Genomic DNA, 25,036 nt, shown 5'->3' with positions numbered 1-25,036 from the left:
GGGAGGTTCGGCGTGTTCGTTGAACGTGCGCCACTTGTCGACTTAGTGTCCTGTTCGGAAGAGTCCATGAAGCAGACACACTGGTAACCCTAAACTTCAACGTTAGGGTTTGGGTCGGCGTTCGGACCGTCCCAATCGGCATCCGTCGTCGCGGCGGGACTACCGCCAAGCGACGACACGTAACTCGAGGCGAGAGGCCTTCGACGTGGCAGCACCGCAGAACTACCTCGCAGTCATCAAGGTCATCGGTGTCGGCGGCGGTGGTGTCAATGCCATCAACCGAATGATCGAGGTCGGTCTCAAGGGCGTCGAGTTCATCGCGATCAACACTGATGCGCAAGCCCTGTTGATGAGCGACGCCGACGTCAAGCTCGACGTCGGCCGTGAACTCACCCGTGGCCTCGGCGCCGGGGCGAACCCGGCCGTCGGTCGCAAGGCGGCAGAGGACCACCGTGAAGAGATCGAGGAGGTCCTCAAGGGGGCCGACATGGTCTTCGTCACCGCAGGCGAAGGCGGTGGCACCGGCACCGGTGGCGCACCCGTCGTCGCCAACATCGCACGCTCGCTCGGCGCCCTGACGATCGGTGTGGTCACCCGCCCGTTCACCTTCGAGGGCCGGCGTCGCGCGAACCAGGCGGAGGACGGCATCGCCGAACTCCGCGAAGAGGTCGACACCCTCATCGTCATCCCCAACGACCGACTGCTGTCCATCTCGGACCGCCAGGTCAGCGTGCTCGACGCGTTCAAGTCGGCCGACCAGGTGCTGCTCTCGGGTGTCCAGGGCATCACCGATCTGATCACCACCCCGGGCCTGATCAACCTCGACTTCGCCGACGTCAAGTCGGTCATGTCCGAGGCCGGATCGGCGCTCATGGGCATCGGCTCGGCGCGCGGCGACGACCGTGCGGTGGCGGCGGCCGAGATGGCGATCTCCTCGCCGCTCCTGGAGGCGTCCATCGACGGCGCCCGAGGTGTCCTGCTCTCCATCTCCGGCGGCAGCGACCTCGGTCTCTTCGAGATCAACGAGGCCGCCCAGCTGGTGAGCGAGGCGGCGCACCCGGAGGCGAACATCATCTTCGGTGCGGTCATCGACGACGCACTGGGCGACGAGGTGCGGGTCACCGTGATCGCCGCGGGCTTCGACGGCGGACAGCCGCCGGCCCGCCGCGAGAACGTCCTGGGTGCGAACTCCGCCAAGCGTGAGGAGTCCGCCCCGCCGGTCCGGGCCGCCGAGCCCGTGCGCCAGTCGGGCGGACTGGGCTCCGTGCCTTCGCGCGAGGAGACCCCGGTCCAGGCCGAGCCGGTGCCGGTGGCCAACGACAGCCACCTTCCGCCGGTCGCTCCGCCGCACGTCCCGCCGGCCCGTCCCTACCAGGACTCCCAGGCCGAAGAGCTGGATGTTCCGGATTTCTTGAAGTGATAGATCCGCACGACGCAGTGAGCGAAGAGATTTCTGTCTCTTCGGGGGGCGGCGCCCACTTCTCCTTCACCGAAAGGTGGGGAGGGGTGAGCGCCGCCCCGTATGCGGAGCTCAACCTCGGCGGCGCGGTCGGAGACGACCCCGCCGCCGTTCTCGCCAACCGGGAGCGCGCCGCCCGCGGTCGCGGGCTCGACCCGGCCCGGGTCGTCTGGATGAACCAGGTCCACGGCCGGGACGTGGCCGTGGTCGACGGACCGTGGGGCGCCGCCGCCCGGATTCCCGCGGTGGACGCGGTGGTGACCGCGCGGCGCGGACTCCCGCTCGCCGTCCTCACCGCGGACTGCACCCCCGTACTCCTCGCCGACCCGGTCGCCGGGATCGCCGCGGCGGCGCACGCGGGCCGGCCCGGCCTGGTCGCCGGAGTGGTGCCCGCCGCGGTCGGGGCCATGGTCCGGCTCGGCGCGGACCCCTCGCGGATCGTCGCCCGTACCGGGCCGGCCGTCTGCGGACGGTGTTACGAGGTCCCGGCCGCCATGCGGGACGAGGTCGCCGCGAGCGTCCCCGCCTCCTGGTCCGAGACCAGCTGGGGAACCCCGGCCGTGGATGTCACCGCCGGAGTCCATGCCCAGCTCGACGCCCTCGGAATCACGGACCGGCACAAGTCGCCCGTCTGCACGCTCGAGTCCGGCGACCATTTCTCGTACCGACGCGACCGCACCACCGGGCGGCTCGCCGGATATGTCTGGCTGGACGGATAGGGCATGACAGACCGTAAGGCTCAACTCGCGGCGAATCTCGCACAGGTGGAGGAACGCATCGCTTCCGCCTGCGCCACCGCCGGCCGCAAGCGGGAGGAGGTGACCCTCATCGTGGTCACCAAGACCTACCCCGCGAGCGATGTGCGGATCCTGCACGAACTCGGCGTGCGTCAGGTGGCGGAGAACCGCGACCAGGACGCGGCCCCCAAGGCTGCCGCATGTGCGGATCTGTCTCTCACGTGGCATTTTGTCGGTCAATTGCAGACGAACAAGGTTCGCTCTGTGGTGAGTTATGCCGATATCGTGCAGTCGGTGGACCGGGTCAAGCTGGTGACGGCACTCTCCGCACCGGCCGCGCGGGACGCGCGCGAAGGACGTGAACTCGGGTGTCTCATCCAGGTCGCGCTCGACGCGGAGAGCGGTGAGCGGGGTGAGCGGGGCGGTGTCGCCCCCGACGGGGTCGAGGAGTTGGCCGCCGCGATCGAATCCGCCCCGGGGCTGCGGCCTGCCGGTCTGATGACCGTCGCGCCGCTCGCCGGGCCGTTCGCCGGAAGGCAACGGGCCGCGTTCGACCGGTTGATGGAAATCTCATCCCGGCTGCGCGGGAACCATCCGGCTGCCAACATGGTCTCTGCAGGGATGAGTGCGGACCTCGAGGACGCGGTTGCGGCCGGAGCGACACATGTGCGCGTCGGTACTGCGGTACTCGGAGTCCGACCCGGGCTCGGGTAACGTCGCCAAGCAAGTCGGACCACAGCAGAAAATATGGTCATTACCGCCCACGGCGGATAGACCACAGTGGATCGCGGGCACTTGGTGACAGATGCCGATCCACCACAGAGCGGAGGACTCAGAGCATGGCCGGCGCGATGCGCAAGATGGCGGTCTACCTCGGCCTCGTGGAGGACGATGGGTACGACGGTCCGGGGTTCGACCCCGACGACGAATTCGAACCCGAGCCGGAGCCCGAGCGGGACCGGCGCCGGCACCAGCCCGCGCATCAGGTGGAGCGGGAACGGGACGAACCGGTACGAGCGGTACAGCCTCCGGCGCAGCGGGAGCCGGTTCAGATCCCGGCCGAGCGAGAGCGACCCGCCCGAATCGCCCCCGTGGCATCCATCACACCTGAACGCTCGAACTTGGAGAAGAACGCACCGGTGATCATGCCCAAGGTTGTGTCCGAGCGGGAGCCCTACCGCATCACCACGCTGCACCCCAGGACCTACAACGAGGCCCGTACCATCGGGGAACACTTCCGCGAGGGCACTCCGGTGATCATGAATCTCACGGAGATGGACGACACGGACGCGAAGCGACTTGTCGACTTTGCCGCGGGACTCGTCTTCGGTCTCCATGGCAGCATTGAGCGAGTGACGCAGAAGGTCTTTCTGTTGTCGCCTGCTAACGTCGATGTCACGGCGGAGGACAAGGCCCGCATCGCAGAGGGCGGATTCTTCAACCAGAGCTGAGAACACGACACCGGGAACAACCCGGCCGAGAGGCCGGAGCTACGAGAGCCAGGGGAGAGGGAAACGCGAGGATGGGCGTCGCTCAAAGTGTTGTCTACATCGCGTTGATGTGTTTCCTCATCGTGCTGATCTTCCGGCTGGTCATGGACTACGTCTTCCAGTTCGCACGTTCATGGCAGCCGGGCAAGCCGATGGTGGTCGTCCTTGAGGCCACTTACACGGTCACCGACCCACCACTCAAGCTCCTGCGGCGGTTCATTCCGCCGCTGCGTCTCGGGGGCGTGGCACTCGACCTGTCCTTCTTCGTTCTGATGATCATCGTTTCCATCCTGATCAGCGTCGTGATCAGGTTGTGAGCGATACGGTCTTGCCGACTGCCGACGACTACGTAGAGGTGAAGAAGAGATGCCGCTGACCCCCGAGGACGTGCGGAACAAGCAGTTCACGACGGTCCGCCTCCGAGAAGGCTATGACGAGGACGAGGTTGACGCCTTCCTCGACGAGGTCGAATCGGAGCTGACCCGCCTGCTCCGTGAGAACGAGGACCTGCGCGCCAAGCTGGCCGCCGCCACGCGTGCCGCCGCGCAGAACCAGCAGCAGCAAGGCATGCGCAAGCCGGAGCAGCAGGACCGGCCCGGCGCACCGGTGCCGGCCGCCATATCTGGTCCGCCGGTCCAGCAGCAGCAGCCTCCGCAGATGGGTCCGCCCCAGCTGCCCGGTGGCGCTCCGCAGCTGCCCGCCGGTCCCAGCGGCCACGGACCCCAGGGTCCGCACGGCCCCGGTCCGCAGGGCCAGCACGGCCCCGGCCCGATGCAGGGCGGTCCCATGGGTGGCCCGATGGGCGGTCCCATGGGCGGTCACAACCCCCAGCAGCAGATGCAGCAGATGCAGCAGCAGCAGCCGCCGCAGATGCAGCAGCAGGGCCCGGGCGGCGACAGCGCCGCCCGTGTCCTCTCCCTGGCGCAGCAGACCGCCGACCAGGCGATCGCGGAGGCCCGTTCCGAGGCCAACAAGATCGTCGGCGAGGCGCGCAGCCGTGCCGAGGGCCTGGAGCGCGACGCACGTGCCAAGGCGGACGCCCTGGAGCGGGACGCGCAGGAGAAGCACCGCGTGGCGATGGGCTCCCTGGAGTCGGCCCGCGCGACGCTCGAGCGCAAGGTCGAGGACCTGCGCGGCTTCGAGCGCGAGTACCGGACGCGTCTGAAGTCCTACCTGGAGAGCCAGCTGCGTCAGCTGGAGACCCAGGCGGACGACTCGCTCGCCCCGCCGCGGACCCCGGCGACCGCTTCGCTGCCGCCGTCGCCCTCGCTGGCTCCGGCCGGTGCGGGTGCCATGGGCCACACCATGGGCGGCAACCACGGCGGTCACGGCGGCCCGCAGATGGGCGGCAACCCGTCCATGGGCGGTGCGCCCTCGTACGGTGGCCAGCAGCAGATGTCACCGGCGATGACCCAGCCGATGGCGCCGGTGCGGCCGCAGGCGCCGCAGCCGATGCAGCAGGCGCCTTCGCCGATGCGCGGGTTCCTCATCGACGAGGACGACAACTGAACGGCTGTCGCGCGATGAGCGCGTAGCCGTCGGCAGGCTGAGGGCCGGGCCCCGGGGTTTTCCCCGGGGCCCGGCCCTTTTCCGTACGGGGCCGTCCGTACCCGGGGGCTCCGCCCCCGGACCCCCGCGCCTCAATCGCCGGCGGGGCTGGGGAGGGCGCTTCAAACGCCGGAGGGGCTGGAATACGTGGCCTGAGCGCCCCGGGTACGGGAGGGGGCCACCCGCAGTGGTTCGGGCTGCTGGGGCGAATCCAGCCTCGCCGGCGTTTGAGGCGCGGGGGCTGGGGCGGAGCCCCAGGGAACCCGGGTGCGGGAAGGGCCCGGCCGGAGGCGTTCCGGCCGGGCCCTCTCAGGTGGCTGCGGGCTACCGCTGCGTCTTGCGGAGGCGGAACGTGAGGGACAGGCCCTCGTCCTCGAAGGGCTCGCCGTACGCCCCGTCCGCCTCGCCCTGTGCGTAGTCCAGCGCGAGGACCTCGTCCGCGATCAGGGAGGCGTGCTCGGTCAGCGCCTCGGCCGTCGCCGGCGAGGCGGACGTCCAGCGGACGGCGATGCGGTCCGCCACGTCCAGGCCGCTGTTCTTGCGGGCCTCCTGGATGAGGCGGATCGCGTCACGGGCCAGGCCCGCACGCCGCAGCTCCGGGGTGATCTCCAGGTCCAGGGCGACCGTGGCACCCGAGTCGGACGCGACCGACCAGCCCTCGCGCGGGGTCTCCGTGATGATGACCTCGTCCGGGGCCAGCGACACGGTCTCGCCGTCGACCTCGACCGAGGCCGTGCCCTCGCGCAGGGCCAGCGACAGCGCGGCGGCGTCGGCGTTCGCGACGGCCTTGGCCACCGCCTGGACGCCCTTGCCGAACCGCTTGCCCAGCGCCCGGAAGTTGGCCTTCGCCGTCGTGTCGACCAGCGAACCGCCGACCGCGGAGAGGGAGGCCACCGAGGAGACGTTCAGCTCCTCCGTGATCTGGGCCTGCAGCGCGGGGGACAGGCTCTCGAAGCCCGAGGCCGCGACCAGCGCACGGGACAGCGGCTGGCGGGTCTTGACGCCCGACTCGGCACGCGTCGCCCGGCCCAGCTCGACCAGCCGGCGCACCAGCGCCATCTGCGTCGAGAGCGCGGGGTCGATCGCCGACAGGTCGGCCTTCGGCCATTCGGAGAGGTGGACCGACTCCGGGGCGTCCGGGGTGACCGGCGCGACCAGGTCCTGCCAGACCCGCTCGGTGATGAACGGCGTCAGCGGGGCCATCAGCCGGGTGACCGTCTCGATGACCTCGTGCAGGGTCCGCAGCGCCGCCTTGTCGCCCTGCCAGAAGCGGCGACGGGAGCGGCGTACGTACCAGTTGGACAGATCGTCGACGAAGCCCGAGAGCAGCTTGCCGGCGCGCTGGGTGTCGTAGCTCTCCAGCGCCTGGGTCACCTGGTCCACCAGGGCGTTGAGCTCGCTCAGCAGCCAGCGGTCCAGGACCGTGCGGTCCGCCGGGGCCGGATCGGCCGCGGACGGCGCCCAGTTCGACGTACGGGCGTACAGCGCCTGGAAGGCGACCGTGTTCCAGTACGTGAGGAGCGTCTTGCGGACGACCTCCTGGATCGTGCCGTGGCCGACGCGTCGCGCCGCCCACGGGGAGCCGCCGGCCGCCATGAACCAGCGCACGGCGTCGGCGCCGTGCTGGTCCATCAGCGGGACCGGTTCGAGGGTGTTGCCCAGGTGCTTGGACATCTTGCGGCCGTCCTCGGCGAGGATGTGCCCGAGGCAGACCACGTTCTCGTAGGACGACTTGTCGAAGACCAGGGTGCCGATCGCCATCAGCGTGTAGAACCAGCCGCGCGTCTGGTCGATGGCCTCCGAGATGAACTGTGCCGGGTAGCGGCTCTCGAAGATCTCCTTGTTCTTGTGCGGGTATCCCCACTGCGCGAACGGCATCGAGCCCGAGTCGTACCAGGCGTCGATGACCTCGGGGACGCGGTACGCCTCCAGTTGGCAGCTCTCGTGCGAGCAGGTGAACGTGATCTCGTCGATGAACGGCCGGTGCGGGTCCAGACTGGAGAGGTCGGTGCCTGTGAGCTCGCTCAGCTCGGCGCGCGAGCCGACGCAGGTGAGGTGGTCGTCCTCGCAGCGCCAGATCGGCAGCGGCGTTCCCCAGTAGCGGTTGCGGGACAGCGCCCAGTCGACGTTGTTGTTCAGCCAGTCGCCGAAGCGGCCGTTCTTGACCGACTCGGGGAACCAGTTGGTCTTCTGGTTCTCCTCCAGGAGACGGTCCTTGACGGCGGTCGTGCGGATGTACCAGGACGGCTGCGCGTAGTAGAGCAGCGCGGTGTGGCAGCGCCAGCAGTGCGGGTAGCTGTGCTCGTACGGGACGTGCCGGAAGAGCAGGCCGCGGTCGGCGAGGTCCTCGGTGAGCGCCTCGTCGGCCTTCTTGAAGAAGATGCCGCCGACCAGCGGCACGTCCTCCTCGAAGGTGCCGTCGGGACGAACCGGGTTGACCACCGGCAGACCGTACGCCTTGCAGACCAGCAGGTCGTCGGCGCCGAAGGCGGGGGACTGGTGGACCAGACCCGTACCGTCCTCGGTCGTCACGTACTCGGCGTTCACGACGTAGTGCGCCTCGGCCGGGAAGTCGATGAGGGCGAAGGGGCGCTCGTACGTCCAGCGCTCCATCTCGCGGCCCGTGAAGGACTGACCGGTGAGCTCCCAGCCCTCGCCCAGCGCCTTCTCGACGAGCGGCCGGGCGACGACGAGCTTCTCCTCGCCGTTCGTCGCGACGACGTACTCGACCTCGGGGTGCGCGGCGACGGCGGTGTTGGAGACCAGGGTCCAGGGGGTCGTCGTCCAGACCAGGAGCGCGGCCTCGCCGGCCAGTGGGCCGGAGGTGAGCGGGAAGCGTACGAAGACGGACGGGTCGACGACCGTCTCGTAGCCCTGGGCCAGCTCGTGGTCGGAGAGGCCGGTGCCGCAGCGCGGACACCAGGGGGCGACGCGGTGGTCCTGGACCAGCAGGTCCTTGTTGAAGATCTCCTTCAGCGACCACCAGACCGACTCGACGTACTCGGGGTCCATCGTGCGGTAGGCGTCGTCGAGGTCGACCCAGTAGCCCATCCGGGTCGTGAGCTCGGTGAAGGCGTCGGTGTGCCGGGTCACGGACTCGCGGCACTTGGCGTTGAACTCGGCGATGCCGTACGCCTCGATGTCCTTCTTGCCGTTGAAGCCCAGCTCCTTCTCGACCGCGAGCTCGACCGGCAGGCCGTGGCAGTCCCAGCCGGCCTTGCGGCCGACGTGGTAGCCCTGCATGGTGCGGAAGCGCGGGAAGACGTCCTTGAAGACGCGGGCCTCGATGTGGTGGGCGCCGGGCATGCCGTTGGCGGTGGGCGGGCCCTCGTAGAAGACCCACTCGGGGCGGCCCTCGGACTGCTCCAGGCTCTTGTCGAAGACCTTGTTCTCGTGCCAGAAGTCGAGCACTGCGTGCTCCAGTGCGGGCAGGTCGACCTGGGCGGGTACCTGGTGGTACTGCGGCGATGTCATGTGCGGGCTTCCTCCGGCGGACGTGTTCCACTTCCGTCGGAGGGACGAGAACCGGTCGGGTTCCCGCGGTACCACCCTCCTTGGCCCCGGGCTGGTGCCCGTGGCCCCCTCATTAGGGGTGCGAAGCCGGTTCTACTCGCCTTGCGTCCGTGGGCGCGGCCCACTGTCCGAGGCTTTCCTCCGGCGGCTCCGGGTGATCTTCACGACGCGCTCGCCCCCGGGCTCCCACCGTCCCCGGGTCGCTCCTGGCTGCGTACGACGCTACTCGTCCCATCCACGCCTCTCGCTGCGGCCAGTGTACGGGGCCCGGGGTGCGGGGGCCGACCGGTTTGACGGCGGGCTCCGGAGTGACCCGAATGGCCAGACGCTGCGTACGGGGTCCCGGCGGCTCCCGGCGGGGGAGTCGGGGGCGGATTACCCGGCGGGGAGCTGGGCACAACGGATTGAGGCGGGCTGTGATCCGGACACGGGGAGGGGCGAACCGGCGGCGTGCCCCGTTGCCGCGGGGCTGGGGTCGACTTATCGTCCCAGCACGACTCGCGAGCAAGATCACAATGTGTGAAGGGGCCGCGGCCATGGTGGCGAAGAAGACCGCCGCAAAGAAGACGGCGCCAGCGCAATCCACGGGCGCGGCGGCCGGGGAGAAGGCGACGGCGGCCGAGGAGAAGGCGACGGAGAAGGCCGCCGAGAAGGCGGCGCCCAGGAAATCGGCGACCAAGAAGGCGGCGGCGAAGAAGGCCGCTCCGAAGAAGGCCGCGGCTGCGAAGACCGCTGCCGAGAAGGCTTCGAAGAAGGCCGCCGCTGCGGCCACCGGGGCGGCCGAGGCCGCCGAGCAGACGGGAGCCCACAGGGTGGTAGCCAAGAAGAGCGCGGCCAGGACCCGGACCGCCGGCCGGAGCACGGCACCCGTGCCGCCGGCCCGCGCCGCCGCGACCACACCGGGGGAGCTGGCCGTACGGCCGGGCGAGGACCCCTGGACGCAGGAGGAGGTCTCGGCCGCCCGGTCCGAGCTGACCGGCGAGATCGCCCGGCTGCGCACCGAGCTGGAGACCTCGGGCGCCGCGCTCGCCGGGCTGATGCGGGACTCGGGCGACGGGGCGGGTGACGACGAGGCGGACACCGGCACCAAGAACATCACCCGCGAGCACGAGATGTCGCTCGCCGCGCACGCCCAGGAGACGCTGGAGCAGACCGAGCGCGCGCTGGCCCGGCTCGACGCCGGGACGTACGGGCTCTGCGAGATCTGCGGCAAGCCGATCGGCAAGGCGCGGATGCAGGCGTTCCCCCGGGCCACGCTGTGCGTCGAGGACAAACAGAAGCAGGAGCGGCGAGGCTGAGCCCCGCCGCCGTGTCGTACCCTCGTCCTCAGTCGGGAACTAGGTTGAGGGACTCACGTGGCAGAGGCGGAGAGCATCATCGGTACGCCGGACATCCCTGAGGCCGAGGGACACGAAGGAGCCGAGCCGGAGCGGGGCGAGGGAGCCGGTTCCCCGGACGGGCAGGCGGTGGACCCCACCGTCGCCGATGACGGGGACGGCGAGGCGGTGGTCGACCGTTCGGCGGCCACCCGCCGGCGCCGGATCATCCTGCTCTTCTGCGTCGCCGTCCTCGCGTACCTGCTCGACCTGGGCAGCAAGATGCTCGTGGTGGCGAAGCTGGAGCACCAGGAGCCGGTCGAGATCTTCGGCAGCTGGCTCAGGCTCGACGCGATCCGCAACGCGGGCGCCGCGTTCGGGATCGGCGAGGCCTTCACGATCATCTTCACGATCATCGCGGCGACCGTCATCGTGGTGATCGCCCGCCTCGCGCGCAAGCTCTACAGCCTGCCGTGGGCCATCGCGCTCGGGCTGCTGCTCGGCGGTGCGCTGGGCAACCTCACCGACCGCATCTTCCGTGCGCCGGGCGTCTTCGAGGGCGCGGTGGTGGACTTCATCGCCCCCGCGCACTTCGCCGTCTTCAACCTGGCGGACTCCGCGATCGTCTGCGGCGGCATCCTGATCGTGATCCTTTCCTTCAAGGGCCTGGACCCCGACGGCACCGTGCACAAGGACTAGGGCGCGCAAGGCATACTCGACAGGTGAGTACGCATCCCGAGATCCGAACCCTGCCCGTACCCGATGGCCTGGAAGGCGAGCGTGTCGACGCCGCCATTTCCCGCATGTTCGGTTTCTCCCGCACCAAGGCCGCAGAGCTGGCCGCCGCCGGGAAGGTGCAGGTGGACGGTTCGGTGGCCGGGAAGTCCGAACGGGTGCACGGCGGTGCCTGGCTGGAAGTGGAGATGCCGCAGGCGCCCGCCCCGGTGCAGATCGTCGCCGAGCCGGTCGAGGGCATGGAGATCGTCCACGACGACGACGACATCGTCGTGATCATGAAGCCGGTCGGTGTCGCCGCGCACCCGAGCCCCGGCTGGACCGGCACCACCGTCATCGGCGGCCTCGCCGCGGCCGGGTACCGGATCTCCACCTCGGGTGCCGCCGAGCGCCAGGGCATCGTGCACCGGCTCGACGTCGGCACCTCGGGGCTGATGGTCGTCGCCAAGTCCGAGCGGGCCTACACGCTGCTGAAGGCCCAGTTCCGCGACCGGATCGTCGACAAGAAGTACCACGCGCTGGTCCAGGGCCACCCGGACCCGATGAGCGGCACCATCGACGCCCCCATCGGGCGCCACCCCACCCACGACTACAAGTGGGCGGTCGTCGCCGAGGGCAAGCCCTCGGTCACGCACTACGACCTGATCGAGGCGTACCGCGCCGCCAGCCTCCTGGACATCAAGCTGGAGACGGGCCGCACCCACCAGATCCGGGTGCACATGTCCGCCCACCGCCACCCCTGCGTCGGTGACCTCACCTATGGCGCCGACCCGACGATGGCCAAGCGGCTGGGGCTGACCCGCCAGTGGCTGCACGCCGTCCGGCTCGGCTTCGAGCACCCCTCGGACGGCCGCTGGGTGGAGTTCTCCAGCACCTACCCGGACGACCTCCAGCAGGCCCTGGACCGGATCGCGGCGGAGAGCGAATGACCCCCTTCACCACCCGCACGGTCACCGGTGAGCAGGACCGCGCCGCCTGCTTCCAGGTCCGCAAGGACGTCTTCGTCGGTGAGCAGAACGTGCCCGAGGAGATCGAGTACGACGCCTACGACGCGGAAGCGGTGCACGTCATCGCCGTCGCGGCGGACGGTACGGCGCTCGGCACCGGACGGCTGCTGCACGGCCCCGGCACCGAGGCGAAGACCGGCGGCGACCTCACGGCCGGCTCGCTCGGCCGGCTCGCGGTGACCAGCGGGGCGCGCGGCCTCGGGGTCGGCGCGGCGCTGGTGCGGGCCATCGAGGACGCCGGCCGAGAGCTGGGCCTGGCCGCTGTCGACCTGCACGCCCAGACCCACGCGCTCGGCTTCTACGAGCGGCTCGGCTACGTCGCTTACGGCCCCGAGTTCCCGGACGCGGGCATCGCGCACCGGGCGATGCGCCGCACGCTGAACGGCTGAGTCCGCCGGCCACCGCGCCCGGTCAGCCCGGCAGGCCCCACTTCGTCCAGGCCCCGTTCGACGGCACGTCGCGGGGGCCCGTCGCGCTCCGGCGGGCGCCCCTCGGGGTGATCACCGCGGTGGCCCCGCGCGGCAGGGCGACCGTGATCCGGCCCGGCCCGCTCTCCCGCCAGCTCAGCGGGCGGCCACGGCTGTCCCGTACCTCGACCGGGCCCCGCACCGAGTGGTCCAGGGTCAGCGGAGCGCCCGCCTCGCTGTGGACCCGTACCCAGCGCGTCGCGCCGTCCGAGCGGTCGGCGTCCACCAGGAAGGCGCCCTGGGTGCGCAGTGACGCGAACGAGGCGTCGGCCCAGCGCTCCGAGACGGACGGGAACACCTTCACCACGCCCTCGTGTCCCTGCACCACCATGTCGAGCATCGACTGGGCCGCGGACAGCGGGCTCTCCAGGGCGAGGTTCCTGCCCTCGCGGTACATCGTGTTGACCGTCATCCGACAGTCCGCGACCACCTTCAGGCCGGTGAAGAAGGTCAGGAAGTCGAGAGCCTTCTCCGGCTCGGACATCACCGAGTACATCGAGGAGGCGGTCGCGTAGCTGTAGCCGTGCCACAGCTCCCGCATCGAGACCCAGTGGTCCATGGAGCGCCGCATGACCTCGCGGTCCGTGTCCCGGTCCCAGTTCCGTTCGCGCAGCGGGTACAGCCACAGCAGGTGCGAGTGGTGGCGGTGCGAGTCGGCCAGCGGGACGTCCTTGCCGATCATCACCCCGGCCGCCGGGTCCTCGGCGTACGGGGTGAGGCGGCGCTCGATGTCCTGCCAGCGCGCGAGGCGCGGGTCGTCGTTCCGCAGCAGCTCCGTGGACGCGATCAGGGTGCGCACGCCCCAGCGGACGAGCGAGAGGTCGTAGGTGCAGTCCTCGGCGTCGGCGTACTCGGGGGAGCGGGTCTCCAGCAGGTGCAGCCTGCCGTCCGGGCCCTCGTGCAGGAAGTGCGCGTAGAAGTTGACGGCCTTGGCGAGGACCGGGTGCACGACATCGCGCAGGACGGACAGGTCCATCGAGTGCCGGTAGGACTGCCAGACGTTGTGCAGCGCCCAGATGAGGTTGCCGAAGTTGTCGGAGACATGGTCCGAGCCGGGGGCGCCGACGTCGTAGGTGTCGCCCGCGCGCAGCTGCCAGTCGGACGGGTGGCCCAGCGCGTAGCTCTCGCCGTCGCGGTAGGCGGCCGGGACGGAGGCCGGGAGGTTGTGTTCGAAGCGGCGGAACGTGCTGGTCACCGAGTCGAGTTCGGGGTGGTTGGAGCCGTGCACCGGCGCCATGCCTATCTGCACGTTCAGATTCCACCAGACTGCGGTCCAGTTGTTCCCGACCTCGGGGAACCAGGGCCCCCACTCGGAGATCGTCGGACCCCCGGCCCGGGTCGCGGCGGCGAGTTTGTAGAGCTGGAGGACGTAGAAGCTCTGCAGGCGCTTGTCGGGTACGGAGAGGAAGCTGCGCCGGTAGTAGGCGTGCCACCAGCGCCGGTGACGGTCCACCAGGCGGTCCGGGCCCGAGGCCAGGGTGCGGTCCACGGCCCGCAGCGCGTCCGCCGTCGCCTGCGACACCTGGCCGGGGAAGCGGTACACCAGGTGGGTGGCGAGCAGCCGGCCGGTGCCCTCGCGTCGCTCGCGCCAGGCGGTGGTCCAGCCGCCGCCGGCGAGCAGCGGCTGCTCGACGAAGCCGTCGCCGGTCCGGGGGTCCGGGTTGGGCGTGTAGTCCTCGGGCTTCCCGCTGCTGCGGGTGGTGGCGGCCGGCAGCCACTGGAAGGCCCAGGCCGAGGCCTCCTCGCCCGGGGTCGGCCGGGTGGAGACCAGCAGGGCGCTCGTGTCGTTCTGGACGAGGGCGGAGAAGGCCAGGGAGCCGCGGGTGGTGGTGACGGTGCCGCGCAGCTCGGCGTCGTACGGGTCCAGGGTCCAGTCCACGCCGGTGATCTCCCCGGCCAGGGTCAGCGTGAAGTACCCGATGGGCAGCCGGGAGAAGCCGATGCCGCCGCGCCACTGCCCGCGCTGGTCCTGCACCTGGCTGTGGCTGATCATCAGCTTCAGGGTGTTGGCGGACCCGCCCGCGTACAGCTTGGCACCGAGGTAGCCGTTGGCGAGGAACGGGGCCTCCTGCCAGCCGGTGGGGAGGGTGCGCCAGGTCATGGCGGCGTCCCGGACGGTCTTCTCGTGGACGTCGGGACCCGGCCGGCCGGCGGACGCGGTGGTGGCCGAGGCCCATGCGGTGGGGGAGCCGGCGAGCCAGAGCGCGGAAGTGCCGGCTGCGGCCGTGCCGACGAAGTGCCTTCGGGAGAACGCGGTCACGTGGTCTCTCCTGCCAGTCATGTATGTGGTGAGAGTTCTCGTCCCTGAATACGCACGCCGCATACTGCCCGTCCGGCGTGGGCAGCGGAAGAGGACTGACCGCAGAAACATCGGAGGAATGAGCCGTCAGGAGGGCTGCGTGGCGGGGGTGTTGCCCAAATCGCGGACCTCGCATGGCAGGCTGGAACTCCGGATCGGCCGCTCACCGAGGCCGGCTCGCCGCGCTCCGGAAGGCACCTCGTGGACCAAATGGCCCTGTTGCTCCTGCTGTTGCTCGGGGCAGTGGTCACCGTGCCACTGGGGGACCGGCTGGGGCTGCCCGCGCCCGTGCTGATGACGCTCGCGGGCGTCGCGATGGCCTTCCTCAGCTTCGTCCCGAATGTGGACATCCCGCCCGAGATCATTCTTCCCGCGCTGTTGCCGCCGCTGCTCTACGCCTCGGTGCAGCGCACCTCCTGGCGGCAGTTCGCCGCCAATAAACGACCGATCTTTCTGCTGGCCGTGGCGCTGGTCTTTCTGACGACGGCGGCCGTGGCCGCGGTCGCCAACGCCATCGTCCCCGGCCTGCCCCTCGCCGCCGCCGTCGCACTCGGCGCGCTCGTCGCACCGCCCGACCCGGTCGCGGCGACCGCCGTCGCCGGCTCGGTCGGGCTGCCCCGCAGGCTCGTCTCCATCCTGGAGGGCGAGGGGCTGTTCAACGACGTGACCGCGATCGTGCTCTACCACGTGGCGATCGCGGCCGCGGTGAGCGGCACCTTCTCGCTGCCGGAGGCCTTCGGGCTGCTGGCCCTCTCCGCAGTCGTCGCCGTGGCCGTGGGCCTCGCACTGGGCTGGCTCACCATCAAACTCATGGGCCTGCTGGGAGACGCCACACTCCAGGTCGGGCTCACCCTGCTGGTGCCGTTCGTCAGCTACGTCCTCGCCGAGGAGCTGAAGGGCTCGGGCGTCCTCGCCGTCCTCACCACGGCACTCTTCCTCGCCGAGCACACCGCCGACGCCGACGACGTGCTCGGCAGGCTCACCGGCCGCACCTTCTGGGAGATCGTCGACACCCTCGTCACCGGGGTCGCCTTCGGACTGATCGGCCTCGAACTGCACAGCGTGTTCGGGACCGCCGACGGACGGCTGCTGCAGATGACCGGCTGGGGCCTGGCCGTCGTCGGCGTCGTGGCCGGTGTCCGGCTGCTCTACCTGCTGCCCGCGACCTGGCTGGCCAAGCGGCTGCACACCCGCCGCGACTTCAGCGAGGAGATCCCCACCGGCTGGCGGGAGACCGTCGTCATGTGGTGGGCCGGGATGCGCGGGGTGGCGTCGGTGGCACTGGCACTCGCGATCCCGCTCACGACGGACGGCGGAAAGCCGTTCCCCGGCCGCGACGAGATCGTCTTCATCGCCTTCACCGTGATCATGGTCACCCTCGTCTTCCAGGGCCTGACCCTCCCCTGGCTGGTGCGCCGCCTCGGCGTCCGCGCCGACACCGATGTGGAGGCGGCGCTCGAACGGGACCTCGCGATCCGGGCCGCCAAGGCCGCCCGGCAGCGGCTCAAGGAGATCCAGGAGGTCGAGGAGTTCCCCGAGGACGTCGTGGAGCGGCTCCAGCGCCTGGCCTACGACGTGGGGGCGCGGATCAGCCCCGACATGGTCGACAGCGAGCGCCGCGAGGCGTACGCGAAACGCGCCGAGCGGTTCAAGGCGGTCAGCCGCATCCAGCGCGAGATGATGTCGGCCGCCCGCCACGCGGTGCTCTCCGCGCGCAGCGAGGCCGGGGCCGACCCCGAGATCGTCGACCGGGTGCTGCGACAGCTGGACGTACGAAGTCTGCGCTGACCCGCGCCCGCCCCTGTACCGGGCCGGTCAGCCGCGTCCGGTCCTCGGGGCCCTGCCCCGGTCCGTCGCCTTCCCGTTCGGGTGGGTGGCGACCGGCCACCCGTCCTCGGGCGGCAGCGCCGCGGGCGCCGTCGCGATGTGCGGCAGCGCGTACGGATGGTGATCGCTCAGCCAGCCGATCAGCTGCTCCCGGACCGCGCAGCGCACCGTCCAGATGTCGTCCGCGTCCTTGGCCGTGACCACCGCGCGCACCACGACGGTGGAGGGGGTGGTGTCGGTGACGGCCAGCGACCAGTTCCGGCCGTCCCACGCTGCGCAGTCGCCCAGGATGTCCCGCAGCTGGTCGCGCATCGCGGCGACCGGCGCCGAGTGGTCCAGGTGGAAGAAGACCGAACCCGTCATCTGGGCCCCGCCGCGCGACCAGTTCTCGAAGGGCTGGCTGGTGAAGTACGAGACCGGCATCGTGATCCGCCGCTCGTCCCAGGTCCGTACCGCGAGGAACGTCAGGGTGATCTCCTCGATCGTGCCCCACTCGTCGTCCACCACCACCGTGTCGCCGATCCGCACCATGTCGCCGAAGGCGATCTGCAGGCCCGCGAAGAGGTTGCCGAGCGTCGACTGGGCGGCGACACCGGCGACGATGCCGAGCACGCCGGCCGAGGCCAGCATCGAGGTGCCGACCGTCCGCATGGCCGGGAACGTCAGCAGCATCGCGGCGACGGCGATCGTCGTCACGATCGCGGTGACCACCCGCTGGATCAGCGTCACCTGCGTCCGGACCCGCCGCACCCGCGCCGGGTCCTGGGTGTTCGCCGCGTAGCGCGCGTACACCGAGTCCACCACGGCGATGGCTATGCGCAGCACCAGCCAGGCCGAGGCGCCGATCATCACCAGCGTCAGCGCCTGGCCGATGCCCTTGCGGTGGTCGGTGATCAGGTCGAGCCCGGTGTGGGTGTAGCCGGCCCGCAGCAGCGCGGTGCACAACGTGAGCTGGAAGGGAATGCCGCAGCGCCGCAGCAGACCCCACAGCGGTGTCTCGCGATGCCGCCCGTCGGCCCTTCTGAGCAGCAGGTCCACCAGCCAGCCGACCAGCAGCGCGATCGCCACCGAGCCGCCGAGGGTGATCAGCGGACGCAGTACGTTCTCCATCCTGTCGTTCTCCAAGCTTTCGACTGCAACTGGCACCATGGGCCTTATGAACATCATGCTTTTCCACTCGACATACGGTCTGCGCCCCGCGGTGCACGCGGCCGCCGACCGGCTGCGTGCAGCCGGGCACGAGGTGCGCGTTCCCGATATCTTCGCGGGGCACACCTTCGAAACCGTCGAGGAAGGACTGGCCTTCCAGCAGGAGACGGGCAAGGAGGAGCTGCTCAAGCGGGCCGTGCTGGCCGCCGCACCCTACTCCGACTCCGGACTGGTCTACGCCGGCTTCTCGTTCGGCGCGTCCGTCGCCCAGACGCTGGCGCTCGGGGACGCGAAGGCGCGCGGGCTGCTGATGTTCCACGGTACGTCGGACATCGCGGAGAGCGCCTCGGTGGACGAGCTGCCCGTACAGCTGCACGTCGCGGACCCGGACCCGTACGAGACACACGACTGGCTGAACTCCTGGTACCTCCAGATGCGGCGGACCGGCGCCGACGTCGAGATCTACCGTTACCCCGGCGCGGGACACCTGTTCACCGACGCCGAGCTGCCCGACTTCGACCAGGCCTCGGCCGAGCTGGCCTGGAAGGTCGCGATCGGCTTTCTCGCCACGCTGTGAGCACGCGAAGGGCCCCGCGCGACGGACGTGCCGCGCGGAGCCCTTCGGGAGCGGGGCGGATCAGCCCTTCAGTGCCCCGGTGATCGCGGTGTTGAAGTCCTCCACGGACATCGGCGCGTTCTTGTTGTCCGAGCCGGTCAGCGTCTTGCCGTCCATCTTGAGCGTCGGGGTGCCCTGGACGCCGCTCTTGTCGAAGGCCGCGGACATCTTCATCGCCCAGGTGTCGAACTTGCCGTCCTTGACGTTCTTCTCGAACCCGCTGTTGCCCTTCAGCGCGTCCACCGTGTCGGCGACCTTGAGCAGGTACGAGTCGTCCTTGAACTTGTCCTCGGTCTCCGAGGGGTGGTACTTCGCCGAGTAGAGCGCGTACTTGTAGTCGAGGAAAGCCTCGGGGCTCACGTCGAGGGCGGCACCCAGCGCGCTCAGCGCGTTCTTCGAGCCCTCGCCGTTGTCGCTGTTGTCGATGAACGTGGCACCGATGTACTTGACCTTGTACTTGCCGGCGTCGACGTCCTTGTGCACCGTCTCGCCGACCGTCTGCTCGAACGTGGCGCAGATCGGGCAGCGGGAGTCCTCGTACAGCTCCAGGGTCTTCTTGGCGGTCGACTTGCCGACGACGACGGTCGTGCCGTCCTTGCCCGAGGTGTTCTTCGGCACGGTGACGCTCTTCGCGTCGGCCACGTCGTCCCAGTGGTCCGGCTTGTTCAGCTGCATCACGCCGTAGCTGACGCCCGCGGCGATCGCGAGGACGGCGACGATCGAGACGCCTACGACGACCTGGCGGCGGGTCTTGTCCTTCTTGGCCTGGCGGTCGCGTTCGGCGCGCAGCCGCTCGCGGGCGGCGGACTTGTTGGCCTGGCTGTTGCGGTTGCTCATGGTCAGTTCTCCGTGGGGTGCGTGGGTCGTGCGTTGGCAGGGACTCGTGTGCTCAGGCGGTGGCGCAGGCCGAGCGCGGCGGTCCCCTCCGTCCCACGGAGTGCACGAGGAGGCGGGCGGGTGCGTGGGCGTGCGGGCCGCGGGGCGCGGGCCGGACCGGGCGGCGCACACGGTGCCGGGCCGTGCCCGCCACGGCGACCGCGACCAGCAGCGGCCGGAACGCCAGCAGCGCGAAGGCCCCCAGCAGCCCGGCGAGCGCCAGCTCACCGCGGTGCAGCCAGGCCGCCGCGAGCAGCCCGACCGTGACATGGGCGGCCAGCAGCAGCCAGGGCACCAGGGGCCCCGGGGAGGCGAGCAGCGCGGCGGCGCCGTGCCCGGCACCGGTCACCGAGGCCAGCGGGGTGCCGACGCCGGCGAACGACGTCGCGCCCGCGCCCACGTCACCGCCGCCGCAGAACACATCGACGCCCACCGAACGCAGCGGCCCGGTGATCGGACCGCCCGCCGCGCCGTAACAGAGGTGCTGGCCGGTGGTGAAGACGGTGTCGGCGGCCAGCTCCAGCGGTACCAGCAGCCCGGCGATCGCCCCGAAGCCGCGCTCCCGGCCGGCCAGCGCGTAAGCGACGGCGAAGACCCCGCCGGCCAGCACGGCGAGGAGCGGCAGCGGCAGTGGGACCTGGGAGAGCAGCACATGGGACGCAGCCGACAGCGTCACGACGAGCGCTGTGAAGAGCGCCGCGCGTACGAGCCTGAGCTGCGTCCCGGATATGTCCATCGTCGAGGAGTGTCGCATGCGAACCTGTATGCGAGCCCTAAAGTCGCAGGCTCCCTCTGTTCACAACCCCGGGATCCGGCCGTTGCGGAACAGGTCCACGAAGATCTGGTGGTCGGCGCGCGCCCTGGCACCGTAGCTGTGGGCGAAGTCCACCAGCAGGTCCCCGAAGCCCTCCTCGTCCGCCGCGATCGCCGCGTCGATCGCCCGCTCGGTGGAGAACGGCACCAGCGAGTGGCCGCTCTCGTCGTCCGCCGCGGAGTGCATCGTCGCCGTCGCCCGGCCGAGGTCGGCCACGACCGCCGCGATCTCCTCGGGCTCGTCGATGTCGGACCAGTCCAGGTCGACCGCGTACGGCGACACCTCGGCCACCAGCTGACCGGAGCCGTCCAGCTCGGTCCAGCCCAGCCACGGGTCGGCGTGCGCCTGGAGGGCGCGCTGCGAGATCACCGTGCGGTGCCCCTCGTGCTGGAAGTAGTCCCGTACGGCGCCGTCCGTGATGTGCCGGGAGACCGCGGGGGTCTGTGCCTGCTTGAGGTAGATCACCACATCGTTCTCCAGGGCGTCGCTGTTGCCCTCCAGAAGGATGTTGTACGAGGGCAGCCCGGCCGATCCGATGCCGATCCCGCGCCTGCCGACGACGTCCTTGACCCGGTAGGAGTCGGGGCGGGTCAGGCTCGACTCCGGCAGCGTCTCCAGATAGCCGTCGAACGCCGCCAGGACCTTGTAGCGCGTCGCCGCGTCCAGGTCGATCGCCCCGCCGCCGTCCGCGAAGCGGCGCTCGAAGTCACGGATCTCGGTCATCGAGTCGAGCAGCGAGAACCGGGTCAGCGCGCGGGCGTCACGCAGGGCGCCCAGCAGCGGGCCCTCGGCGGTGTCCAGCGTGAAGGGCGGCACCTCGTCGTTCTTCGCGCCCGTCGCCAGTGCGTGGATCCGCTCGCGGTAGGCAGCGGCGTAGACCCGGACGAGTTCGGTGATCTGGTCGTCGCCCAGCGCCTTCGCGTAACCGATCAGGGCGACGGAGGCGGCGAAGCGCTTGAGGTCCCAGGTGAACGGGCCTACGTACGCCTCGTCGAAGTCGTTCACATTGAAGACCAGCCGGCCGTTGGCATCCATGTACGTGCCGAAATTCTCCGCGTGCAGATCGCCGTGGATCCACACCTTGCCGGTGCGCTCGTCGAGATACGGGCCGCCGTGCCGCTCCCGCTCCAGGTCGCCGTAGAACAGGCATGCCGTACCCCGGTAGAAGGCGAAGGCCGAGCCCGCCATCTTGCGGAACTTGACCCGGAAGGCAGCCGGATCGGCGGCCAGCAGCTCACCGAACGCCGTGTCGAAGACCTCAAGGATCTGCTCCCCGCGCTGCGCTGCGCCGGTCTGCGTTTCCGACATCTCTGGGTGCCTCCTGGTACCTGGCGTGCGTGACGACGTACATGACAAATGGGACGGGCGTCCCAGCTTTTCCAACGCGCGACCGTATCCCGTAGTGCCCGTCACCCGTCACCCGTGACCCGGGAGACGTAGACTTCCACGCTGTCCCCTCAAGCCGACATCCTCAGTTTTCCCGGAGGCACAGCGCCGTGACCAAGCCGCCTTTCACGCACCTTCACGTCCACACCCAGTACTCGCTGCTGGACGGTGCCGCGCGGCTCAAGGACATGTTCGAGGCGGCGAACACGATGGGCATGTCGCACATCGCGATGACCGACCACGGCAACCTGCACGGCGCCTACGACTTCTTCCATTCGGCCAAGAAGGCGAATGTGACGCCGATCATCGGGATCGAGGCGTACGTCGCCCCGGAGTCGCGCAAGCACAAGCGGAAGATCCAGTGGGGCCAGCCGCACCAGAAGCGCGACGACGTCTCCGGCTCCGGCGGTTACACCCACAAGACGATCTGGGCGTCCAACGCCAAGGGCCTGCACAACCTCTTCAAGCTGTCCTCCGACGCCTACGCCGAGGGCTGGCTGCAGAAGTGGCCGAGGATGGACAGGGAGACGATCTCCCAGTGGTCCGAGGGCCTGATCGCCTCCACCGGCTGCCCCTCCGGCGAGGTGCAGACCCGGCTCCGGCTCGGACAGTTCGACGAGGCGGTGCGGGCGGCCTCCGACTACAAGGACATCTTCGGCGAGGGCAAGTACTTCCTGGAGCTGATGGACCACGGCATCGAGATCGAGCGCCGGGTCCGTGACGGGCTCCTGGAGATCGGCCGGAAGCTCGACATCCCGCCGCTGGTCACGAACGACTCGCACTACACCTACGCCAACGAGGCGACCGCGCACGACGCGCTGCTGTGCATCCAGACCGGCAAGAACCTCTCCGACCCGGACCGCTTCCGCTTCGACGGCACCGGCTACTACCTGAAGACGACGGACGAGATGTACGCCGTCGACTCCTCGGACGCCTGGCAGCAGGGCTGCGCCAACACCCTGCTGGTCGCGCAGCAGATCGACACCAGCGGGATGTTCGAGAAGCGCGACCTGATGCCGAAGTTCGACATCCCCGAGGGCTTCACGGAGATCACCTGGTTCCAGGAGGAGGTACGGGTCGGGATGAACCGCCGCTTCCCGGGCGGTGTCCCCGACGACCGGCAGAAGCAGGTCGAGTACGAGATGGACATCATCATCCAGATGGGGTTCCCGGGGTACTTCCTGGTCGTCGCGGACTTCATCATGTGGGCGAAGAACAACGGCATCGCGGTGGGCCCCGGCCGTGGTTCCGCCGCCGGTTCGATCGTCTCGTACGCGATGGGCATCACCGACCTCGACCCGATCGAGCACGGGCTGATCTTCGAGCGGTTCCTCAACCCCGAGCGCGTCTCCATGCCCGACGTCGACATCGACTTCGACGAGCGCAGGCGCGTCGAGGTGATCAGGTACGTGACCGAGAAGTACGGCGCCGACAAGGTCGCCATGATCGGCACCTACGGCAAGATCAAGGCCAAGAACGCGATCAAGGACTCCGCCCGCGTCCTCGGCTACCCGTACGCGATGGGCGACCGGCTCACCAAGGCCATGCCCGCCGACGTCCTCGGCAAGGGCATCGACCTCAACGGCATCACCGACCCCAAGCACCCGCGCTACAGCGAGGCGGGCGAGATCCGGGGGATGTACGAGAACGAGCCGGACGTCCAGAAGGTCATCGACACCGCGAAGGGCGTCGAGGGCCTGGTCCGGCAGATGGGCGTGCACGCCGCCGGCGTCATCATGTCCAGCGAGCCCATCGTCGACCACGCCCCGGTCTGGGTGCGGCACTCCGACGGCGTCACCATCACGCAGTGGGACTACCCGCAGTGCGAGTCGCTCGGCCTGCTCAAGATGGACTTCCTGGGGCTGCGCAACCTGACGATCATGGACGACGCCATCAAGATGGTGAAGTCCAACAAGGGCATCGACCTGGAGATGCTCGCCCTCCCGCTCGACGACCCCAAGACCTACGAGCTGCTGTGCCGCGGCGACACGCTCGGCGTCTTCCAGTTCGACGGCGGGCCGATGCGTTCGCTGCTGCGCCAGATGCAGCCCGACAACTTCGAGGACATCTCCGCCGTCTCGGCCCTGTACCGGCCGGGCCCGATGGGCATGAACTCGCACACGAACTACGCCGAGCGCAAGAACGCCCGCCAGGAGATCACCCCGATCCACCCGGAGCTGGAGGAGCCGCTCAAGGAGGTCCTCGGCCTCACCTACGGGCTCATCGTCTACCAGGAGCAGGTCCAGAAGGCCGCCCAGATCGTCGCCGGGTACTCGCTCGGCGAGGCCGACATCCTGCGCCGCGTGATGGGCAAGAAGAAGGCCGACGAGCTGGCGAAGAACTTCGTCCTGTTCGAGGCCGGGGCCAAGAAGAACGGGTTCTCCGACGCCGCGATCAAGGCCCTGTGGGACGTGCTGGTCCCGTTCGCCGGGTACGCCTTCAACAAGGCGCACTCCTCCGCTTACGGCCTGGTCACCTACTGGACGGGCTACCTCAAGGCCAACTACCCCGCCGAGTACATGGCGGCGCTGCTGACCTCGGTCAAGGACGACAAGGACAAGTCGGCGGTCTACCTCAACGAGTGCCGCCGCATGGGCATCAAGGTGCTCCCGCCGAACGTCAACGAGTCCGAGTCGAACTTCGCCGCCCAGGGTGACGACGTCATCCTCTTCGGGCTGACGGCCATCCGTAACGTCGGACAGAACGTAGTGGACTCGATCATCCGGTGCCGCAAGACGAAGGGGAAGTACAGCACCTTCCCCGACTTCCTCGACAAGGTCGAGGCGGTCGTCTGCAACAAGCGGACCGTGGAGTCCCTCATCAAGGCAGGCGCCTTCGACGAGATGGGCCACACCCGCAAGGGGCTCGTCGCCCACCACGAACCCATGATCGACAACGTGGTCCAGGTCAAGCGCAAGGAGGCCGAGGGGCAGTTCGACCTCTTCGGCGGCGGTGAGGAGGACAGCGGCGAGCCGGGCTTCGGGCTCGACGTGGAGTTCTCCGACATCGAGTGGGAGAAGTCCTACCTGCTGGCCCAGGAGCGCGAGATGCTCGGGCTCTACGTCTCCGACCACCCGCTCTTCGGCATCGAGCACGTGCTGAGCGACAAGTCCGACGCCGCGATCTCCCAGCTCATGGGCGGCGAGCACAGCGACGGCGCGATCGTCACCGTGGGCGGCATCATCTCCGGCCTCCAGCGCAAGATGACCAAGCAGGGCAACGCCTGGGCCATCGCCACCGTCGAGGATCTCGCCGGTTCCATCGAGTGCATGTTCTTCCCCGCCACCTACCAGCTGGTCTCCACCCAGCTCGTCGAGGACACGGTCGTCTTCGTCAAGGGGCGGCTCGACAAGCGCGAGGACGTGCCCCGGCTCGTCGCCATGGAGATGCAGGTCCCCGACATCTCGAACGCGGGCACCAACGCCCCCGTGATCCTGACCATCCCCACGGTCAAGATCACGCCGCCCATGGTCAGCCGGCTCGGCGAGGTGCTCAGCAGCCACCGCGGCGACACGGAGGTCCGGATCAGGCTCCAGGGTCCCCGCAAGACCACGGTGCTCCGGCTCGACCGGCACCGGGTGAAGGCCGATCCGGCGCTCTTCGGAGACCTGAAGGTGCTGCTCGGCCCGTCCTGCCTGGCCGGCTGAGCGGTCGTCGGCACACGCACGATCCGTACACGCACGAGAGGGGCGCTCCCGCACAGCGGATGCTGTTGGCGAATGCCCCTTCGTCGTGACGTCGGCCTGATCCATCTCGTTGGTGGGTCAGGCCGACGTTGTGTTTGGGGTGGGCAGATG

The 25,036-nt window shown here is 69.8% G+C and carries 19 protein-coding genes; 13 read left to right on the top strand and 6 right to left on the bottom strand.

Features of this window, described 5'->3' with window-relative positions; genetic code table 11:
* Positions 1–205 precede the first annotated feature (205 nt).
* The 6 genes from ftsZ (at position 206) to ACGFU6_RS37135 (ending at position 5,195) form a co-directional block, all read left to right on the top strand.
* On the top strand, positions 206–1,420 hold the full coding sequence (gene ftsZ / locus ACGFU6_RS37160) for a cell division protein FtsZ (RefSeq protein WP_393616976.1): 1,215 nt from the start codon (positions 206–208) through the stop codon (positions 1,418–1,420).
* Positions 1,417–2,178: a peptidoglycan editing factor PgeF gene (gene pgeF, locus ACGFU6_RS37155; RefSeq protein WP_393616975.1), complete on the top strand. Its 762-nt coding sequence runs from the start codon at positions 1,417–1,419 to the stop codon at positions 2,176–2,178. The genes ftsZ and pgeF overlap by 4 nt, the downstream gene beginning before the upstream one ends.
* Positions 2,179–2,181: 3 nt before the next feature.
* A complete protein-coding gene (locus tag ACGFU6_RS37150; RefSeq protein WP_393616974.1) occupies positions 2,182–2,910 on the top strand; it encodes a YggS family pyridoxal phosphate-dependent enzyme in 729 nt (242 codons plus the stop codon).
* 125 nt (positions 2,911–3,035) lie between these two features.
* Positions 3,036–3,647, top strand: a complete 612-nt coding sequence (locus ACGFU6_RS37145) for a cell division protein SepF (RefSeq protein ID WP_073735522.1) — start codon at positions 3,036–3,038, stop codon at positions 3,645–3,647.
* Positions 3,648–3,718: 71 nt separating this feature from the next.
* Positions 3,719–4,003: a YggT family protein gene (locus ACGFU6_RS37140; RefSeq protein WP_073735521.1), complete on the top strand. Its 285-nt coding sequence runs from the start codon at positions 3,719–3,721 to the stop codon at positions 4,001–4,003.
* 49 nt (positions 4,004–4,052) lie between these two features.
* Positions 4,053–5,195 carry a DivIVA domain-containing protein gene (locus tag ACGFU6_RS37135; protein ID WP_393616973.1) on the top strand — a complete coding sequence of 381 codons (1,143 nt, stop codon included), beginning with the start codon at positions 4,053–4,055 and terminating at the stop codon, positions 5,193–5,195.
* 363 nt (positions 5,196–5,558) lie between these two features.
* Here the strand turns inward: ACGFU6_RS37135 and ileS are convergent, their stop codons facing one another.
* Positions 5,559–8,708 (bottom strand): isoleucine--tRNA ligase, encoded by a 3,150-nt coding sequence (gene ileS, locus ACGFU6_RS37130; RefSeq protein WP_393616972.1) that lies wholly within the window; start codon positions 8,706–8,708, stop codon positions 5,559–5,561.
* Between the two features lie 575 nt (positions 8,709–9,283).
* Between ileS and ACGFU6_RS37125 the strand changes: the two genes are divergently transcribed.
* From ACGFU6_RS37125 to ACGFU6_RS37110, 4 genes are read left to right on the top strand one after another with little or no spacing between them, the layout of a single operon-like run.
* On the top strand, positions 9,284–10,045 hold the full coding sequence (locus ACGFU6_RS37125) for a TraR/DksA family transcriptional regulator (protein ID WP_393616971.1): 762 nt from the start codon (positions 9,284–9,286) through the stop codon (positions 10,043–10,045).
* A gap of 57 nt (positions 10,046–10,102) precedes the next feature.
* The gene (lspA, locus tag ACGFU6_RS37120; RefSeq protein WP_393616970.1) at positions 10,103–10,762 is read left to right on the top strand and encodes a signal peptidase II; all 660 of its coding nucleotides are present in this window, start codon (positions 10,103–10,105) and stop codon (positions 10,760–10,762) included.
* 23 nt (positions 10,763–10,785) lie between these two features.
* Positions 10,786–11,727, top strand: a complete 942-nt coding sequence (locus ACGFU6_RS37115) for an RluA family pseudouridine synthase (RefSeq protein ID WP_123469968.1) — start codon at positions 10,786–10,788, stop codon at positions 11,725–11,727.
* Positions 11,724–12,194, top strand: a complete 471-nt coding sequence (locus ACGFU6_RS37110) for a GNAT family N-acetyltransferase (RefSeq protein ID WP_393616969.1) — start codon at positions 11,724–11,726, stop codon at positions 12,192–12,194. Before ACGFU6_RS37115 ends, ACGFU6_RS37110 begins: the two co-directional genes overlap by 4 nt.
* A gap of 22 nt (positions 12,195–12,216) precedes the next feature.
* Here ACGFU6_RS37110 and ACGFU6_RS37105 read toward each other — a convergent pair whose 3' ends face one another.
* The gene (locus tag ACGFU6_RS37105) at positions 12,217–14,532 is read right to left on the bottom strand and encodes a hypothetical protein (RefSeq protein ID WP_393616968.1); all 2,316 of its coding nucleotides are present in this window, start codon (positions 14,530–14,532) and stop codon (positions 12,217–12,219) included.
* A 240-nt stretch (positions 14,533–14,772) separates the two neighbouring features.
* Between ACGFU6_RS37105 and ACGFU6_RS37100 the strand changes: the two genes are divergently transcribed.
* Positions 14,773–16,359 (top strand): Na+/H+ antiporter, encoded by a 1,587-nt coding sequence (locus ACGFU6_RS37100; protein WP_393616967.1) that lies wholly within the window; start codon positions 14,773–14,775, stop codon positions 16,357–16,359.
* A 27-nt stretch (positions 16,360–16,386) separates the two neighbouring features.
* Here the strand turns inward: ACGFU6_RS37100 and ACGFU6_RS37095 are convergent, their stop codons facing one another.
* Complete coding sequence (locus ACGFU6_RS37095) at positions 16,387–17,508, bottom strand: mechanosensitive ion channel family protein (protein WP_393616998.1); 1,122 nt, start codon at positions 17,506–17,508, stop codon at positions 16,387–16,389.
* A gap of 37 nt (positions 17,509–17,545) precedes the next feature.
* Between ACGFU6_RS37095 and ACGFU6_RS37090 the strand changes: the two genes are divergently transcribed.
* Complete coding sequence (locus ACGFU6_RS37090) at positions 17,546–18,124, top strand: dienelactone hydrolase family protein (RefSeq protein WP_024492661.1); 579 nt, start codon at positions 17,546–17,548, stop codon at positions 18,122–18,124.
* Positions 18,125–18,184: 60 nt separating this feature from the next.
* Here ACGFU6_RS37090 and ACGFU6_RS37085 read toward each other — a convergent pair whose 3' ends face one another.
* From ACGFU6_RS37085 to ACGFU6_RS37075, 3 genes are read right to left on the bottom strand one after another with little or no spacing between them, the layout of a single operon-like run.
* Positions 18,185–19,000, bottom strand: coding sequence for a DsbA family protein (locus ACGFU6_RS37085; RefSeq protein WP_393616966.1), 816 nt, complete (start codon positions 18,998–19,000; stop codon positions 18,185–18,187).
* A 52-nt stretch (positions 19,001–19,052) separates the two neighbouring features.
* Positions 19,053–19,775, bottom strand: a complete 723-nt coding sequence (locus tag ACGFU6_RS37080) for a hypothetical protein (RefSeq protein WP_393616997.1) — start codon at positions 19,773–19,775, stop codon at positions 19,053–19,055.
* 60 nt (positions 19,776–19,835) lie between these two features.
* Positions 19,836–21,161, bottom strand: coding sequence for a DUF2252 domain-containing protein (locus ACGFU6_RS37075; protein ID WP_393616965.1), 1,326 nt, complete (start codon positions 21,159–21,161; stop codon positions 19,836–19,838).
* 188 nt (positions 21,162–21,349) lie between these two features.
* Here ACGFU6_RS37075 and dnaE point away from each other — a divergent pair, with 188 nt between their 5' ends.
* Complete coding sequence (gene dnaE, locus ACGFU6_RS37070) at positions 21,350–24,886, top strand: DNA polymerase III subunit alpha (protein WP_393616964.1); 3,537 nt, start codon at positions 21,350–21,352, stop codon at positions 24,884–24,886.
* The last annotated feature ends 150 nt before the right edge of the window (positions 24,887–25,036 follow it).

This window comes from Streptomyces sp. NPDC048462 (assembly GCF_043200175.1).
Lineage (GTDB): Bacteria > Actinomycetota > Actinomycetes > Streptomycetales > Streptomycetaceae > Streptomyces.
This window is presented reverse-complemented; position numbering and strand designations above follow the sequence as displayed.

What these genes read in the sequence shown, in the direction of transcription:
- ACGFU6_RS37150 (WP_393616974.1), top strand. Translation starts at nt 2,182, where the DNA reads ATGACAGACCGTAAGGCTCAACTCGCGGCGAATCTCGCACAGGTGGAG.
- ACGFU6_RS37145 (WP_073735522.1), top strand. Translation starts at nt 3,036, where the DNA reads ATGGCCGGCGCGATGCGCAAGATGGCGGTCTACCTCGGCCTCGTGGAG.
- ACGFU6_RS37140 (WP_073735521.1), top strand. Translation starts at nt 3,719, where the DNA reads ATGGGCGTCGCTCAAAGTGTTGTCTACATCGCGTTGATGTGTTTCCTC.
- ACGFU6_RS37135 (WP_393616973.1), top strand. Translation starts at nt 4,053, where the DNA reads ATGCCGCTGACCCCCGAGGACGTGCGGAACAAGCAGTTCACGACGGTC.
- ileS (WP_393616972.1), bottom strand. Translation starts at nt 8,708, where the DNA reads ATGACATCGCCGCAGTACCACCAGGTACCCGCCCAGGTCGACCTGCCC.
- ACGFU6_RS37125 (WP_393616971.1), top strand. Translation starts at nt 9,284, where the DNA reads ATGGTGGCGAAGAAGACCGCCGCAAAGAAGACGGCGCCAGCGCAATCC.
- ACGFU6_RS37110 (WP_393616969.1), top strand. Translation starts at nt 11,724, where the DNA reads ATGACCCCCTTCACCACCCGCACGGTCACCGGTGAGCAGGACCGCGCC.
- ACGFU6_RS37095 (WP_393616998.1), bottom strand. Translation starts at nt 17,508, where the DNA reads ATGGAGAACGTACTGCGTCCGCTGATCACCCTCGGCGGCTCGGTGGCG.
- ACGFU6_RS37090 (WP_024492661.1), top strand. Translation starts at nt 17,546, where the DNA reads ATGGGCCTTATGAACATCATGCTTTTCCACTCGACATACGGTCTGCGC.
- ACGFU6_RS37085 (WP_393616966.1), bottom strand. Translation starts at nt 19,000, where the DNA reads ATGAGCAACCGCAACAGCCAGGCCAACAAGTCCGCCGCCCGCGAGCGG.
- ACGFU6_RS37080 (WP_393616997.1), bottom strand. Translation starts at nt 19,775, where the DNA reads ATGGACATATCCGGGACGCAGCTCAGGCTCGTACGCGCGGCGCTCTTC.
- ACGFU6_RS37075 (WP_393616965.1), bottom strand. Translation starts at nt 21,161, where the DNA reads ATGTCGGAAACGCAGACCGGCGCAGCGCAGCGCGGGGAGCAGATCCTT.